Genomic DNA, 15,044 nt, shown 5'->3' on the forward strand with positions numbered 1-15,044 from the left:
TGGACCGTGCCGCCTTCGGCCGAGGAAATCCTGCGCAAGGACGAGGAACGCCTGCTGGCCGACCCGATGTGGGCCGACGAGGTGACCGAGGACGAAGCCGCCTTCGCCGCCCGCCTGCTGGAGGCCCATGACCCGGCCACCATCGCGGCAGCCTACCTGCGCCTTTACCGCAGCCGCCAGTCGGCCCCCGAGGAACTGGGCGCGCCCGACGCCAAGCCGGTGCGCGAGCGCAAGCCCTTCGGGCCGAGCCGCTGGTTCGCCCTGTCGGTCGGTGCCAGCGACAATGCCGAGGCGCGCTGGCTGCTGCCGCTTCTGTGCCGTGCGGGCGATCTCGACAAGTCCGCCATCGGCGCGATCCGCGTGCAGGAAAGCGAAACCTTCGTGGAACTGACCGAGGCCAGCGCCGATGGCTTCCTGTCCGCGCTCGGCGAAGGTGGTGTTCTGGAAGACGGCGTTACCGTTCGCGCCCTCGATAGCGCGCCCGATATCGCGCCCCTGCCCCGTAAGCCCCGCCCCGATGGCCCGCGCGGCAAGCCCGGCCCGAGGGACGACCGCCCCCGCCGGGACCCGCGCGAGGATCGTCCCGCGCGCGCCCCGCGCCGCAGCCATGATGACGCCCCCGAGCGCAAGCCCTACGACAAGGAAGCGGTCAAGCCTCTGTCCAGGTCGAAGCCGAAACGGGATGCGGATGCCCCGCGTGGCAAGCCTGCCCGCACCGGCGACGGCCCCCGCAAGCCCCGCAGCGACGGCGACAAGCCCTGGAAGGGCAAGCCCAAGGGTGACGGTCCGCGCGGCGGCGGCAAGGCTGGGTTCGACAAGCCCCGTGGCCCCCGGCCCGAGGGCGGTGGCAAGCCCCGCACCGACAAGCCCCGATCCGACAAACCCCGGTCGGACAAGCCGCGCAGCGAGGCGGACAAGCCCGCCCGCAATGCTGCGGCTGATCCATCCAAGCGCTTCGTGCGTCCGGGTGACAAACCCAAGCCGGGGCGTGGCGGAAAACCGGGCGGCAAGCCCGCCCCGCGCCGCGGCGGCGAGCAGCCTCCGCGCCGCCCGCGTGGTTGATCACACCCGGCTGTAGCGGCTCGTTGACAGAAGCAGGCTGGTTTCCGAGGTGCTGACGCCCTCCAGCCTGCGGATATCCCGTAGGGCGGCATCGAGCGCTTCCAGCGTCTCGGTGCCGAGTTCGACGATCAGGTCCCATTTGCCATTGGTGGAATGCACCGCCTGAACCTCGCGCCGGCCCGACAATTGCCGTCGGATGCGGTCCATCCCCGGCCCTTCGATCGCCAGCATGGTCAGCGCCCGGACCGGGCTTTGCGCGAGATCCCCGCGCGTGACCACGCTGAACCCCCTGATCTCACCTGCAGTTGACAGCCGCTCCATGCGCGCGCGCACCGTCGCCCGCGTCACCCCAAGATCGCCCGCGAGATCCGAGAGCGACGCCCGCCCATCGCGCCGAAGCGCGGACAGAAGGCGGCGGTCGATATCGTCCATTTCGATCATTTTACTCGCCCATGTTGCGCAATTCATCCCCAATATGACCAATCTGCTGCCTTCTGTCCAATCCGAACCGGGCGCTATGCATCGGAAAACGCGAACCAGGACAGACTCGAGATGACTCCCAAGACCTGCCTTTTGATTGGTGCCCCGGTGGATAGCGGCAAACGCATCCAGGGCTGCCTGATGGGCCCTGACGCCTTCCGCACCGCCGGACTGGCCGACCAACTCCACGCCCTCGGGCTCGAAACCCGCGACCTTGGCAACGTGGTCCCTGCCCCGCTGCGGGATCTGCCCGGATCGGGAAAGGTGCACGCGCTGGCCGAAACCGTCGCCTGGACCGAGGCGCTGATGCGCGCAGCACGCGACGCAATGCAGGCGGGCTTTCCCATCTTCCTGGGCGGTGATCACAGCCTGTCGCTCGGCACGGTCGCGGGCGTGGCGGACTACGCCCGCGACCAGGGCCGTCCGCAATTCGTGCTGTGGCTCGATGCCCATTCCGATTTTCACACGCCCCAGACCAGCGGGTCGGGCAACCTGCATGGGACACCTGTGGGCTACATTACCGGCCTGCCCGGGTTCGAAGCCTTCCCCGACCTGCCCGCGCCGGTGCCGCAGGAAAACGTCTGCCTTCTGGGCCTGCGCTCGGTCGACCTGGAGGAAAAGCAGGCGCTGGCCGCGACCGAGATCAGCTGCCACGACATGCGCGCGATCGACGAACATGGCATCGCCGCGCCCTTGCGTGACTTCCTTGCAAGGGTCGAGGCCGAGAACGGCCTGTTGCATGTCTCGCTCGACGTGGATTTCCTCGACCCCTCCATCGCGCCCGCCGTGGGCACCACCGTGCCGGGCGGCGCCACTTTCCGCGAAGCGCATCTGGTCATGGAGATCCTGCATGACAGCGAGCTTGTGACCTCGCTCGACCTCGTGGAACTCAACCCCTTCCTCGACGAGCGCGGGCGCACTGCCTCGCTCATGGTCGATCTCACCGCGTCCCTCATGGGCCGCCGCGTCTTTGACCGCCCCACCCGGAGTTTCGCCGCATGACCCACCTGCCCCAAGCCTCGGACCGCGCCTACGTGCCCTTCGTGTCGGTCGAAAACATGATGCGGCTCATCCACACCATCGGGCTGGAGCGGATGCTGGTGGAACTGGCTGACTATATCGAGGAGGATTTCCGCCGCTGGCCGCTCTTCGACAAGACCCCGCGCGTGGCCGCACACAGCCCTGTGGGCGTCATTGAGCTGATGCCGACCTCGGACGGCGAACAATACGCCTTCAAATACGTGAACGGGCACCCCACCAACACCAAAGCGGGTCTGCAAACCGTCACGGCCTTTGGGCTTTTGGCCGATGTTGCAACGGGTTATCCGACATTGCTGAGCGAAATGACGGTGCTGACCGCGATCCGCACCGCCGCGACCTCGGCCATGGTGGCCAAACATCTCGCCCCCAAGGGCGCGCGCACCATGGCCATGATCGGCAATGGCGCGCAGTCCGAATTCCAGTCGCTGGCGATGAAGGCCGTCGTCGGCATCGACACCGTTCGGCTCTACGACATCGACCGGGCGGCAACGCAAAAGGCCGCGCGCAACCTGGCCGGACAGGGCCTGCATGTCGTGACCTGCGCCACGCCCGAGGAGGCGATCGAGGGGGCCGAGATCATCACCACCTGCACCGCTGACAAGCAATTCGCCACCATCCTGAACGACAACATGGTCGGCGAAGGCGTCCATATCAACGCGATCGGGGGCGACTGCCCCGGCAAGACCGAACTGGCGCCAGCGATCCTGCACCGGTCCTCCATTTTCGTGGAATACCCTGCCCAGACGCGGGTGGAGGGTGAAATCCAGCAGCTGGACGAGGATCATCCCGTCACGGAGCTGTGGCAGGTGATCCGGGGCGAGGCCGAAGGCCGGGTCTCGGCCCGGCAGATCACGCTTTTTGACTCCGTGGGCTTCGCCATCGAGGATTTCTCGGCGCTGCGCTACGTGCGCGACCGGCTGGAAGGGACACAGCTGTTCGACCGGCTCGACATGCTGGCCGATCCCGACGATCCGCGCGATCTGTTCGGGATGCTGGAGCGTGCCAGGGGATAAGGGAGGCTCGCCGCGCCTTCGCGCGCCGAGCCGCGGGGGGATCCTCCCCCCGCACCCCCCTGGGATATTTATGGAACAATGAAGGGGCGGTCTTTCAGGATCGGTCAAGGATCAGTGCAGGGTGAATTCCCCCACCACGTTGCGCCATTCGCCCGGGCGGATCAGCTTGCGGTGAACGAAGCGCACCGAATGCAGCGGTCCTTCGATTTCGTCCTGCCAGAACGCGATGAAATCGAAGAGCCGGGGGTGATCCGGGGCAAGGTCGTAGTCCTGCCAGACAAAGGTGTTCAGAACATGCGGATGATCGGGCATGTGGTAGAACATTTCCGCCGTCGTCAGGCCGTAGCCTTTCAGCATCAGCTCGGTCTCTTCCTGGGCCATGTCTGCGCCTCCTGTTGGCTCCTACTGGCCCGATGCTGACATATCCGGGTTAAAAATCAACGAAAACAGGTTGTTAGCCAGATATCGGCGTGAGTGCCAATGGCGTTGACCCATGGCCATTGCACCCCATATCCCGTCCCTCTATACTGCCCGGCAACAACATATAGACGCGCGGACAGAAGCGAGCATCAGGCGTGACCGACACTCCAGAACCCCCTGAAAACACGGAAGAAAACGGCCCGGCGGCCCCGATCGCCCACGGCCCCCAGATCTCGATCGCGGAGGAGATGAAGACGAGCTTCATCGACTACGCGATGAGCGTGATCATTTCCCGTGCGATCCCGGACCTGCGTGACGGGCTGAAACCGGTGCATCGGCGCATTCTCTATGCCATGCACGAGACCGGGAACGGCCACGACAAGGCCTACCGCAAATCGGCCCGCCCCGTGGGCGACGTGATGGGAAAATACCACCCCCATGGAGACAGCGCGATCTATGACGCGCTGGTGCGCATGGCGCAGGACTTCTCGATGTCGCTGCCGCTTCTGGACGGTCAGGGCAACTTTGGCTCGATGGACGGGGATAACCCGGCGGCCATGCGCTATACCGAAGTGCGGATGGACAAGCCCGCTGCCTTCATGCTGGCCGATATCGACAAGGACACGGTCGATTTCCAGGACAACTATGACGGCAAGGACCAGGAACCGACGGTCCTGCCCTCGCGCTTTCCCAACATGCTGGTCAACGGGGCTGGCGGCATTGCCGTCGGCATGGCGACCAACATTCCGCCCCACAACCTCGGCGAAGTGATCGATGCCTGCCAGGCGCTTATCGAGAACGCGGATCTGAGCAGCGAAGAGCTGATGGAGTATATCCCCGCCCCGGATTTCCCGACCGGCGGGATCATCCTGGGCCGGTCCGGCGCGCGCAAGGCCTACCTGGAAGGGCGCGGCAGCGTCATCATCCGTGCCAAGACACGCGTCGAGGAAATCCGCAAGGATCGCTACGCGATCGTGCTGGACGAGATCCCCTACCAGGTCAACAAGGCCTCGATGATCGAGAAGATCGCCGACCTCGTGCGCGAGAAGAAGCTGGAAGGCATCTCTGGCGTACAGGACGAGTCCGACCGGATCGGCGTGCGCGTGGTGATCGAGCTGAAGCGCGACGCGACGCCCGAGGTGGTGCTGAACCAGCTTTTCCGCTTTACCCAGATGCAGACGAGCTTCGGCTGCAACATGCTGGCGCTGAATGGCGGCCGGCCCGAGCAGCTGACGCTGAGGGGCTTTTTGACCGCCTTCCTCGACTTCCGCGAAGAGGTGGTGGCCCGGCGCACCGCGCATGAACTGCGCAAGGCGCGCGAACGCTCGCATATCCTGTGCGGCCTGGCCGTGGCGGTGTCGAATGTCGACGAGGTGGTCGCCACGATCCGCCGCTCGGCCGATGCCGCCGAGGCGCGCGAGGCGCTGATGACGCGCCGCTGGCCCGCCGCCGATATCGCCGATTACATCCGGCTGATCGACGACCCGACCCACACGATGAACGACGACGGGACCTATAACCTGTCGGAAACCCAGGCCCGTGCGATCCTGGAACTGCGGCTGCAACGCCTGACGCAGATCGGGGTGAAGGAAGTCACCGACGAGCTGGAAGAGCTGGCGGGCAAGATCAAGGATTACCTGGCCATCCTCGCCAGCCGCGACCGTATCCTTGCGATCATCAGCGCGGAACTGGCCGAGGTGCGCGAGCAATTCGCCGTGCCACGCCGCACGCAGATCGTCGACTGGTCCGGCGACATGGATGACGAGGACCTGATCGAGCGCGAAGACATGGTCGTGACGGTGACCTCGGGCGGCTACATCAAGCGCACGCCTCTGGCCGATTTCCGGGCACAAAAGCGTGGCGGCAAGGGGCTTTCGGGGGGCGAGCTCAAGGAAGACGACGTGGTGACCAACCTCTTCGTCGCCAACACCCATACGCCGCTTCTGTTCTTCACCACCGACGGGATGGTCTACAAGCTCAAGACATGGCGTCTGCCGCAGGGCGGGCGCACCTCGAAGGGCAAGGCCATCGTCAACATTCTGCCGATCCCGACCGGCGTCTCCATCGCCGCGATCATGCCCATCGACCGCGACGAGGACCACTGGGACGAGTTGCAGATCGTTTTCGCCACCTCGGCGGGCGATGTGCGCCGCAATGCCCTGTCGGATTTCACCAACGTGAAATCGAACGGCAAGATTGCCATGAAACTGCCCGATGACGGGTCGGTCAGCCTCGTCAATGCGCGCGTCTGCACCGAGGATGACGACGTGATGCTGATGACCGACTCGGGCCGTGCGATCCGTTTCCGCACCACCGATGTCCGCGTCTTCAAGGGGCGCGATTCCACCGGGGTCCGGGGCATCCGCCTGACCGGCGACGACAAGGTCGTGTCGATGGCCGTGATCCGCCATTTCGAGGCCAGCGCCGAGGAACGCGCCGCCTATCTCAAGCAGCGCCGACTGATGGCGGGCGTGACGGAAGAAGCAGAGGACAGCGACGAAGAGACCGTGCCCGCAGGCGACCTGTCGCCCGAACGCTACGCCGAGATGTCTGCCGCCGAAGACCTGATCCTGTCGATCACGTCCAAGGGGTCCGGCAAGCTCAGTTCCAGCCACGATTACCCGGTGCGCGGGCGCGGCGGCATGGGTGTCGCGGCGATGGACAAGGCCATGCGGGGCGGCGCCCTCGTGGCGAGCTTCCCGGTCGAGATGAGCGACCAGATCATGCTGGCCACGTCCAAGGGCCAGTCGATCCGCTGCCCCGTCGATGGCATCTCGTTCCGCTCGCGGTCTGCCGGGGGCGTCAAGGTCTTCGACACCGCCCGCGGTGAAGAGGTCGTGTCGGTCGCCTGGATTGCCGAACAGGGCGAGGAGGACGACGCCGGTGATGAGTGACTGGATCGTGCTGTTCCTCTTCGGGGGAGCGGTCATCCTGGCCCTCGTTCTGGTGGCCCGCTACCAGGCGGGCCGCTACCAGGACTACCTGGCGCGCCACACCGCCGAGACCAAGAAGGTCACCGCCAACCAGGCCCGGCTGATCGAACAGCAGGACGCCCACCAGGCGCTGATCCGCGAGCAGAACGCCCTTTTGGCGCGCATCGCCACGGCGCTGGAACAGCGCCCGTGACACCCCGGCTGGCGCTGGTGGCCTTTCTTGCGCGCGACTATGACGAGGCCATCGACTGGTTCCGCGCGGCGCTTGGCTGGCAGCTGCTGGAAGATAGCGACATGGGCGGTGGAAAACGGTGGGTGCGCATGGCCCCCGATGAACAGGCGGAAACCCAGTTCCTGATTGCCCGCGCCGTGGGCGAGCAGGCCGCGCATGTCGGCCAGCACGCAGGTGGGCGCGTGGGCTATGTCCTCCACACGGCCGATTTCGCCGCCGCACACGCCCGGATGACGGCCGCTGGTGTTCACTTCGAAGAAGCGCCCCGGCACGAACCCTATGGCACCGTGGCCGTGTTCCGAGATCTTTATGGAAATCGGTGGGACCTGATCGAACCAAAGCGCCAAGTCTGATCATCAGCGCACATATTCTGCGATTTTTCGCGCACATACCTGCATTGAGGAACAGATTTGTTCCGTGCATCTAAGGGCCATCCGCGGCAACGCGGCGACTCCTCACAGACGCAAGGAAACGATCCCATGTCCGCACTTCAAACTTACGCACATCCCGCCGGCCGTATCCTGCTGGCGCTCATCTTCATCGTCGCGGGCTTCGGCAAGCTCGGCGATGTCCAGGGTTTCTCGGGCTATCTCGCCTCGGGCGGCCTGCCAGCCTTCCTGGCCTGGCCCGCCGTCCTGTTCGAAATCATCGCAGGCCTTGCCCTGCTGATCGGCTTCCAGACCCGGCTTGTGGCGCTTGCCCTGGCTGCCTTTTCTGTCGTGACCGCCTTCCTGTATCACGCACCCGTTGACGCCATGCAGCAGGTCATGTTCCTCAAGAACCTTGCCATGGCAGGCGGTTACCTGATGCTGGTGGCCCACGGTGCCGGGGCCCTGTCGGTTGACGAACGCCTCTCGCGCCCTGCCCTGGCCTGAGCGCCCTGTCATTGCCAAGGAAAACCGCCGCCTCCCTGCGGCGGTTTTTCTTTTGTTTTCATAGCCATTCATTTTTTTGCCGCATTTCCGCCAGCCCCGTGCCGCGTGAACGCACCGCATTTTCCTCAAAGGTGGAATAAATCCGCCCCAATCACAGACCAGTTTAGGCTCACTGGGGCCGAAACGCCGGGGGGCGATGAGCGACCGAAGGTCGCCTGACAGAAGATACGGCCATGACAAACCCGACTGCCGAGCGCATCACGCTGAATGCAACCGCACAAAATCTGCTGAGGATCGTGATCGCCAGCTACTTCCTTGCGGTGGCGCTGAACCTCATTCCCGGCACCAGCCTGACCATTCTGGCCAGCCAGGTCCTGCCGGCGCATGTGGCAGAGCCGCTTTCGGCGATGGTGGTGTTTGCGCTCGCCTTCCTGGTGATGATCGGGCTTTACATGCGGCCCGCGGCCCTCGTGCTTGGGCTGATGACGCTTTTTGCCAGCTACCTGCAAATGATTGAACTGGGCGTGCTGGACGAACTTGGCACGTTCTGGCGTGACCTTGTGTTGATTTCGGCCCTGATGCTGACCTACGCGGAAAACGCACCGCGTGACTACCGCATGCGCAGCGCGATCCGGCGCAAGGTGACGCCGCGCCGTGTGGCTCGGAGCGACCACCCGCACAGCGCCCGCCCCGAGGCCGTGACGCAGCCCGAGGCGGCCAAGATGCCCGCCACCACGGCCGAAGCGGCGCCCCAGGTGGCCTTCTCGACCCGTCGGGCGAAAGGCACCCGTGGTGCCCTGCCCGCCCTGCCCGCACCGATCGACAACATCTTCGCGGACACGGCCGCCGCCTGCTGAAGACTGCTCCCAGGGGGGCTTGCTCGACCGCTGCGCACCTTCGGGATGGGTGCGCGGCGGTTTCCTTTTTTAGGGCGCGCATCCTCTTGAGGGCCTGGTAAACGCCAAAGCTTCCCTAACGGAATGTGGCAAGAGCCTGACCTAAAAGACGGGTCGGGTTTCCAAATTGAAGACAATCAACCCCCAGAAGGGGATTTGCCCCGGCTTTGATGCCAAGACTCCCCGAACCTTCCCCCCGCTTGGCCTTCTCCTGCCGTATTTCAAGCGCAGAGTGCTAACCATCGAGCAACCACTCTTACTCGGGGCAAAACGATGAATAACCTTACCGAATGGCTCCGCCTGAACTTCAGGGTCTGCCTCTCGGCCACCCTGATGATCGAGGCCGCAATCGGCCTGATCCCGCAACTGCGGGACTGCAATGTGCCGACCGTCGTGGGCAACATGCAGGGGCTGGAATACCACTCTGCCGCGCTGGCAGCGCTCTACTTCGTGCTGAGCTTCTGGCTGATCCTGGGCATTCGCACCTCGATGGTGGCGGCAATGGCCATGGCGCTTCTGGTGCTCCCGGCGATCATGACCAATCCGGACGGCGATCCCGCACTTGCGGTCAAGATCACGCTGGTGTCGGTCTTCTCCGTGCCGCTGATCCTCTACGGTGGCGGGCGCTACACGCTCTACGAAGTGCACGAGGCGCTGAACCTCACCTCGGGCAGCGAAGATTCTGCAGAGCAAGTTAGCTGACGCGATAGAATCAAAAGATACCAATGATTTCATGTGGATACGGGGCGGCTAATTCCTTAGCCGCCCTTACTTTCTTCCGGAAATTCACCATTGAAAGAACCATTTACATAGATTAACTTATATCTTAAGTGGGGATATTTTCAACAAAGAGATAGGTGAATTGGATAATTGGGACGACCTGAAGTTTTTTCTAGCCGTTCATAAAACAGGAACGATGGTTTCGGCCGCCAAGATCCTGGGAACAAACGTGGCCACGGTTTCCCGACGCATAGAGCGACTGAACGCAGAGGTCGGCACGGCAGTTTTCGTCAAATCGGCAGGGCATTGGCAGTTGAACCCCTCGGTTCAGGGACTGCTGCGCATCACCGAAGATTTCGAGGGGCGGCTTGCCAACGAACTCAACTGGATATCGAACCGCACCGGAAGCCTCGCCACGACACGGCTCAAGATCGGCGCGCCTCCCCTCATAACTGACAGGGTACTGGCCCCCAGGATCGGAGAGGCCTTTGAAAATCATCCAAATTACTCGATCGAACTGCATGATCGCCCCTCAGGCGGCGGGTTGAATGACGTCGATATCCTGATCCGCGCCGGGCGTCCCGAACATGGCCGTCTCGTCACCAAGCGCATCGGCGATATCGACTTCCGGCTCTACGGCCACAAGGACGGAACCCGCAAGACAGCCTGGGTTGGACTTACACAGGCCTCCGAAGACATGGCGCATATGCGCTATGCGCGCGACTATTTCGGGCATGAACCCAGCCTGCGCGCAACACAGGTCATGTCGCTTTATCAACTGGTCAAGGCAACACGCCTTTCCGCCGCCCTGCCGGTTTTCATGGCCGCGGCGGATCCGGATCTTTATCCTCTCGAACCAGAGGCCGATCCGATATCGATTGATATCTGGATCGCCTACCATAATTCTAGAAGAACGGATCCTGCAATTCAGAGAACCGTGCAGTGGGTCTCCGGCTGTTTCAAGAATTTGGTCAAACAGGCGGAATTGGAACCGGCCTCCAATACATTCTGAAATTGAAATCTATTCCTGCAAGAACAGGTTTGCGATCATGGCTATTCCCGTTCTCACGATCAGGCGTAGACTTGTCTAAAAGGACAGGTTCTTCGAAAACCGACGTGAGGCAGAGAAATGACAATCCTGAGCGCGGCGCAGCTATTTTGCAGGTTCCTTCTGAGCATGGCCTTTCTCCTGCTTGCCCTTGACGGGCTGTGGATCAGCAACTGGTCCCGGGCACATGGAATCCACGGCATGCACAATGTCGAATGGGCGGCGGTAACCTTGCTGTGCTCGATCATCCTGTTCGCGGCCGTTTGGCTTCTCTTCGGCGTGCGCACCCGTGTCGTGGCGCTTCTGGGCACGCTCCTGTCGGCCGGGCTGGTCTACTGGTTTGCCGGTTTCGGCATCGGCAGCCGGTTTCAGCTCTACCTGCTTCTGGCCGCCTGCATCGCCACCCTGCCCCTCCTGGCCCTTGGCGGTGGCCGCTTCGCGCTCTACCGCCGTGGGTGGAGCCAGCTGACCTGACCGTCAATCATCTTGGCAAGGCGGCGTGACTGGCCTACATCGCGGGCCATGACACAAGCGATCCATATCATCGGCGGCGGCATGGCCGGGTCCGAGGCCGCCTGGCAGGCCATCTCGCTCGGCGTGCCCGTGGTCATCCACGAAATGCGCCCCACCGTCGGCACCTTCGCCCACCAAACCGGCAACCTGGCCGAGATGGTCTGTTCCAATTCCTTCCGCTCGGATGACGACGAACAGAACGCCGTCGGCCTGCTGCATTGGGAAATGCGGGCCGCAAACGGGTTGATCATGGAAATGGCCGACCGTCACCGCCTTCCCGCCGGGGGCGCACTGGCCGTCGACCGGGACCCCTTCGCCCAATCGGTGACGGATCGCCTGCGAAACCATCCGCTGGTCAGCATCAGCGAAGAGGAAGTCACCGCCTTGCCCGAGGGCGGCCCCACGATCATTGCAACTGGCCCCCTGACCTCTGGCGCGCTGGCCACGGCCATCGCCCGCGAGGCGGGACAGGAAAGCCTTGCCTTCTTCGACGCCATCGCCCCCATCGTGCATGCCGACAGCATCGACATGTCCCAGGCCTGGATGCAGTCGCGCTATGACAAGGGCGAGACCGAGGAAGAGCGCACCGCCTACCTCAACTGCCCCATGGACCGCGACACCTACGAGGCGTTCATCGACGCGCTTCTGGCTGCTGACAAGACCGAATTCCACGAGGGCGAGACCGCCGGCTATTTCGACGGGTGCCTGCCCATCGAGGTCATGGCCGAACGGGGCCGCGAAACCCTGCGCTTCGGCCCGATGAAGCCCATCGGCCTCACCAACCCCCATGCACCCGAGCAAAAGCCCTATGCTGTCGTGCAGCTGCGCCGCGACAACAAGCTCGGGACGCTCTTCAATATCGTGGGCTTCCAGACCAAGATGAAATACGGCGCCCAGACTGAGGTGTTCCGCATGATCCCCGGTCTGCAAGAAGCCCGCTTCGCCCGGCTTGGCGGCATCCACCGCAACACCTTCATCAACTCTCCCACCCTGCTCGATCACGAGATGCGCCTGAAATCGAAGCCCCATATCCGCTTTGCAGGCCAGATCACCGGGGTCGAGGGCTACGTGGAATCGGCGGCCATGGGCCTTCTGGCAGGACGCCTCGCCGCCGCCGAGCTGTTGGGTCGGGAATTGCCCCCGGTGCCCCAGGAAACCGCCATGGGCGCGCTTATCCACCACATCACTGGCGGGGCCGAGGCCAAGACTTTCCAGCCCATGAACGTGAATTTTGGCCTATTCCCTCCCATCGACCTCAAGGGCGGGCGCAAGAACCGCAAGGCACGCTACAAGGGTTATACCGACCGGGCCAAGGCTGCCTGGCGCGACTGGCTCTCGCAAACCGGCGTCGCTCAAGACCAGTGCGCCAGCGGCTGAGCCCTGCCGTGACCTTCCGCACCCGTTTCGCCCCTTCGCCCACTGGCCCCCTGCACCTGGGGCACGCCTACTCGGCCATGCTTGCCCATGACATGGCCCGGGCAAAAGGGGGCGAGTTCCTGCTGCGGATCGAGGATATCGACCAAAGCCGTGCGCGCCCCGAATGGGAGGCCCTGATAAAGGAAGACCTGGCCTGGCTTGGCCTTGCCTGGGATGGGCCGGTGATGCGCCAATCCGATCGTATGGCCGCCTACGATGCCGCACTCGACACGCTCTGGGCACACGGGCTGCTCTACCCCTGCACCTGCAGCCGCCGCGACATTGCCCAAGCCATGAGCGCCCCGCAGGAAGGCGCGGCCCCTGCCCTTGGACCCGACGGCCCGGTCTATCCCGGCACCTGCCGCAACCTCCGGCCCGCGCCCGGCAGCCCGCGCCCGAAGGATCAGCACCTGCGGCTCGACATGAAAGCCGCTCTTGCAGCGCTGAGCGGGACCATCATCTTCGAGGAAACCGGCCCCAGCCACCTGGGCCGCCATGCGCCAGACGCGGGTCAGTTTCTCACCCGGATCGGCGACGTGGTCCTCGCGCGGCGCGACTTCTCCACCTCCTACCACCTGTCCGTGGTGATCGACGACGCCGCGCAGGGCATCACCCATGTGCTGCGTGGGGAAGACCTGTTCGAAGCCACGCCGATCCACGTCCTGCTTCAGGCCCTTCTTGGCCTTCCGACCCCCGTCTATCACCACCACCGGCTGATCCGGGACGACGCGGGCAAGCGCCTGGCCAAGCGCGACGATGCGCGCGCCATCCGCAGCTACCGCGCGGCAGGGCTCTCGGCTGAGGACATCCGCGCCCTGGTCGATCTTTAACGAAATCCGACCGCGTCGCCGTTAACCTTAACGCGCGCCCGCCCCTTCATTGTTCCGAAAATATCCCCGCCGGAGGCATCCGACAGAGGCCACACCAGCCGCCGTCAGACCATGGGCGTCAGGATCTCCACCTCGTCCCCGTCCCGAAGGGCGGTGTAGAAACAGCTGCGTCGGTTGGTGTGGCAGGCCGGGCCGGTCTGGCGCACCAGCGCCAGCAGGCAGTCGCGGTCGCAATCGACCCGCAGCTCCACCAGCTCCTGCACATGGCCAGAGCTCTCCCCCTTGATCCAGAAGGCCTGGCGCGAGCGCGACCAGTAGGTCACGCGGCCCGTCTCAAGCGTGCGGGCCACGGCCTCGGCATTCATCCAGGCCATCATCAGGACCTCGCCTGCATCCGCGTCCTGCGCGATGCACGGCACCAGCCCGTCAGCGGAAAAAGTCAGTGTCGCGGGATCGAATGCCATGTCGCGCACCCTTTGCAATTCAAGCCATGACCGCTACCTATAGGGGACAAGACCCGGGGGAAAGCCCATGAGCACCGATAACGACCTGATCAAGCTCTACTCGCAGCGCATTCTTGCGCTGGCGGCGGATATTCCTCTGACCGACCGGCTCGACGCCCCCCAGGCCAGCGTGCGCAAGCGCGCGCCGCTTTGCGGATCGACCGTGACAGTCGATCTCGACATGGAGGCGGGCCGCATTACCCGCTTCGGGCAGGATGTGAAGGCCTGCGCCCTTGGCCAGGCCTCCGCCGCGCTGATGGCTGCCAATATCCTTGGCCGCAGCCGGTCCGAGGTCGAGGCCGGGCGCGACCAGCTGCGTGCCATGCTCAAGGACGGCGCGCCTCCGCCCCTGCCCCCCTTCACCGGCTACGAAGTGCTGGAACCCGCCCGCGACTACAAGAACCGCCACGCCTCGATCATGCTGGCCTTCGAGGCAACGGTCGAAGCCATGGCCCAGGCCGAAGCCGAAGCCTGCGCCTGATCTTTCGCGATCCGGAGACAAAAAAAACCGCCGCGCTCCGGGGCACGGAGGCGGCGGCAGGAATGCGGCGTCTGGGGTCCGGTTGGCGGGGCGATCCGGGCAGGCAGGTCCGGGGCCCCAAGAGGCAGAGAGCAGGCGGAGGCGGGTTGGGGATGACCCCCGCAGCAATAACGCCAATCGGATGAACGACCGCAGGCAGAAGAGGGTGATCTCAGATCAGGCCGGGCAGGTGCAACGCCCCCATGGTCATGACACCGATCGCCAGAACACCGGCAAAATCATAGAGCAGCGAGTCGCGGGAGCTGTGAAGGACCTGGCGGATCTGGGCAATCATGGTTTCGGTTTCCTGAACAACGAGAAGCGGTGTTAACGCTTTGTTCTCATATCCGCGCCCCAAAATCAAGAACTAAATGAGAACATTAGAGAACAAAACCGGCCCAATGATTAATGATAGTTAATCGGTTATTAACTTTCGTTAGCCAACCGAGATCAGGCCGATGGCCTTGTCCTGCTCCATCAGCCACAGCAGAACACGCGCCGACTGGCCGCGCGGGCTGCTCAGGTCGGGGTCGCGTTCCAGA

The 15,044-nt window shown here is 64.0% G+C and carries 18 protein-coding genes; 14 read left to right on the top strand and 4 right to left on the bottom strand.

The window, feature by feature from the left end; all coding sequences use genetic code 11:
- Positions 1-1,062: DbpA RNA binding domain-containing protein (locus tag ACEQXV_RS17095; protein WP_370270175.1), on the top strand; the 1,062-nt coding region annotated here is incomplete at its 5' end.
- Here ACEQXV_RS17095 and ACEQXV_RS17100 read toward each other — a convergent pair.
- A complete protein-coding gene (locus ACEQXV_RS17100; protein WP_370251674.1) occupies positions 1,063-1,494 on the bottom strand; it encodes an Lrp/AsnC family transcriptional regulator in 432 nt (143 codons plus the stop codon).
- Positions 1,495-1,614: 120 nt separating this feature from the next.
- Here ACEQXV_RS17100 and rocF point away from each other — a divergent pair, with 120 nt between their 5' ends.
- Positions 1,615-2,544: an arginase gene (gene rocF, locus ACEQXV_RS17105; protein WP_370270177.1), complete on the top strand. Its 930-nt coding sequence runs from the start codon at positions 1,615-1,617 to the stop codon at positions 2,542-2,544.
- A 5-nt stretch (positions 2,545-2,549) separates the two neighbouring features.
- Positions 2,550-3,596, top strand: coding sequence for an ornithine cyclodeaminase (locus ACEQXV_RS17110; protein WP_370270181.1), 1,047 nt, complete (start codon positions 2,550-2,552; stop codon positions 3,594-3,596).
- 111 nt (positions 3,597-3,707) lie between these two features.
- On the opposite strand, the gene ACEQXV_RS17115 is transcribed toward ACEQXV_RS17110, so the two are convergent.
- On the bottom strand, positions 3,708-3,977 hold the full coding sequence (locus tag ACEQXV_RS17115) for an usg protein (RefSeq protein WP_370251662.1): 270 nt from the start codon (positions 3,975-3,977) through the stop codon (positions 3,708-3,710).
- A 194-nt stretch (positions 3,978-4,171) separates the two neighbouring features.
- On the opposite strand from ACEQXV_RS17115, the gene gyrA reads away from it, so the two are divergent.
- The 10 genes from gyrA (at position 4,172) to gluQRS (ending at position 13,479) form a co-directional block, all read left to right on the top strand.
- A complete protein-coding gene (gene gyrA / locus ACEQXV_RS17120) occupies positions 4,172-6,910 on the top strand; it encodes a DNA gyrase subunit A (RefSeq protein ID WP_370251663.1) in 2,739 nt (912 codons plus the stop codon).
- Positions 6,903-7,142 carry a hypothetical protein gene (locus ACEQXV_RS17125; protein WP_370251665.1) on the top strand — a complete coding sequence of 80 codons (240 nt, stop codon included), beginning with the start codon at positions 6,903-6,905 and terminating at the stop codon, positions 7,140-7,142. Before gyrA ends, ACEQXV_RS17125 begins: the two co-directional genes overlap by 8 nt.
- Positions 7,139-7,534 carry a VOC family protein gene (locus tag ACEQXV_RS17130; RefSeq protein WP_370251666.1) on the top strand — a complete coding sequence of 132 codons (396 nt, stop codon included), beginning with the start codon at positions 7,139-7,141 and terminating at the stop codon, positions 7,532-7,534. The genes ACEQXV_RS17125 and ACEQXV_RS17130 overlap by 4 nt, the downstream gene beginning before the upstream one ends.
- 126 nt (positions 7,535-7,660) lie before the next feature.
- The gene (locus tag ACEQXV_RS17135; protein WP_370251667.1) at positions 7,661-8,056 is read left to right on the top strand and encodes a DoxX family protein; all 396 of its coding nucleotides are present in this window, start codon (positions 7,661-7,663) and stop codon (positions 8,054-8,056) included.
- Positions 8,057-8,289: 233 nt separating this feature from the next.
- The gene (locus tag ACEQXV_RS17140; protein WP_370251668.1) at positions 8,290-8,913 is read left to right on the top strand and encodes a hypothetical protein; all 624 of its coding nucleotides are present in this window, start codon (positions 8,290-8,292) and stop codon (positions 8,911-8,913) included.
- Positions 8,914-9,225: 312 nt separating this feature from the next.
- Positions 9,226-9,654, top strand: a complete 429-nt coding sequence (locus tag ACEQXV_RS17145; RefSeq protein ID WP_370251670.1) for a hypothetical protein — start codon at positions 9,226-9,228, stop codon at positions 9,652-9,654.
- Between the two features lie 160 nt (positions 9,655-9,814).
- Positions 9,815-10,684 carry a LysR family transcriptional regulator gene (locus ACEQXV_RS17150; RefSeq protein ID WP_370270178.1) on the top strand — a complete coding sequence of 290 codons (870 nt, stop codon included), beginning with the start codon at positions 9,815-9,817 and terminating at the stop codon, positions 10,682-10,684.
- A 117-nt stretch (positions 10,685-10,801) separates the two neighbouring features.
- Complete coding sequence (locus ACEQXV_RS17155) at positions 10,802-11,194, top strand: hypothetical protein (protein WP_370251672.1); 393 nt, start codon at positions 10,802-10,804, stop codon at positions 11,192-11,194.
- A gap of 48 nt (positions 11,195-11,242) precedes the next feature.
- Positions 11,243-12,610 (top strand): methylenetetrahydrofolate--tRNA-(uracil(54)-C(5))-methyltransferase (FADH(2)-oxidizing) TrmFO, encoded by a 1,368-nt coding sequence (gene trmFO, locus ACEQXV_RS17160; RefSeq protein ID WP_370270179.1) that lies wholly within the window; start codon positions 11,243-11,245, stop codon positions 12,608-12,610.
- An 8-nt stretch (positions 12,611-12,618) separates the two neighbouring features.
- A complete protein-coding gene (gene gluQRS / locus ACEQXV_RS17165) occupies positions 12,619-13,479 on the top strand; it encodes a tRNA glutamyl-Q(34) synthetase GluQRS (protein WP_370270182.1) in 861 nt (286 codons plus the stop codon).
- Positions 13,480-13,583: 104 nt separating this feature from the next.
- Here gluQRS and hisI read toward each other — a convergent pair whose 3' ends face one another.
- A complete protein-coding gene (gene hisI / locus ACEQXV_RS17170) occupies positions 13,584-13,943 on the bottom strand; it encodes a phosphoribosyl-AMP cyclohydrolase (protein ID WP_370251022.1) in 360 nt (119 codons plus the stop codon).
- Positions 13,944-14,010: 67 nt separating this feature from the next.
- On the opposite strand from hisI, the gene ACEQXV_RS17175 reads away from it, so the two are divergent.
- On the top strand, positions 14,011-14,463 hold the full coding sequence (locus ACEQXV_RS17175; protein WP_370251021.1) for an iron-sulfur cluster assembly scaffold protein: 453 nt from the start codon (positions 14,011-14,013) through the stop codon (positions 14,461-14,463).
- 211 nt (positions 14,464-14,674) lie between these two features.
- Here the strand turns inward: ACEQXV_RS17175 and ACEQXV_RS17180 are convergent, their stop codons facing one another.
- Complete coding sequence (locus tag ACEQXV_RS17180; protein WP_370251020.1) at positions 14,675-14,797, bottom strand: hypothetical protein; 123 nt, start codon at positions 14,795-14,797, stop codon at positions 14,675-14,677.
- Positions 14,798-15,044 lie beyond the last annotated feature (247 nt).

It is taken from the genome of Nioella sp. (assembly GCF_964229645.1).
Taxonomy (GTDB): domain Bacteria; phylum Pseudomonadota; class Alphaproteobacteria; order Rhodobacterales; family Rhodobacteraceae; genus Nioella.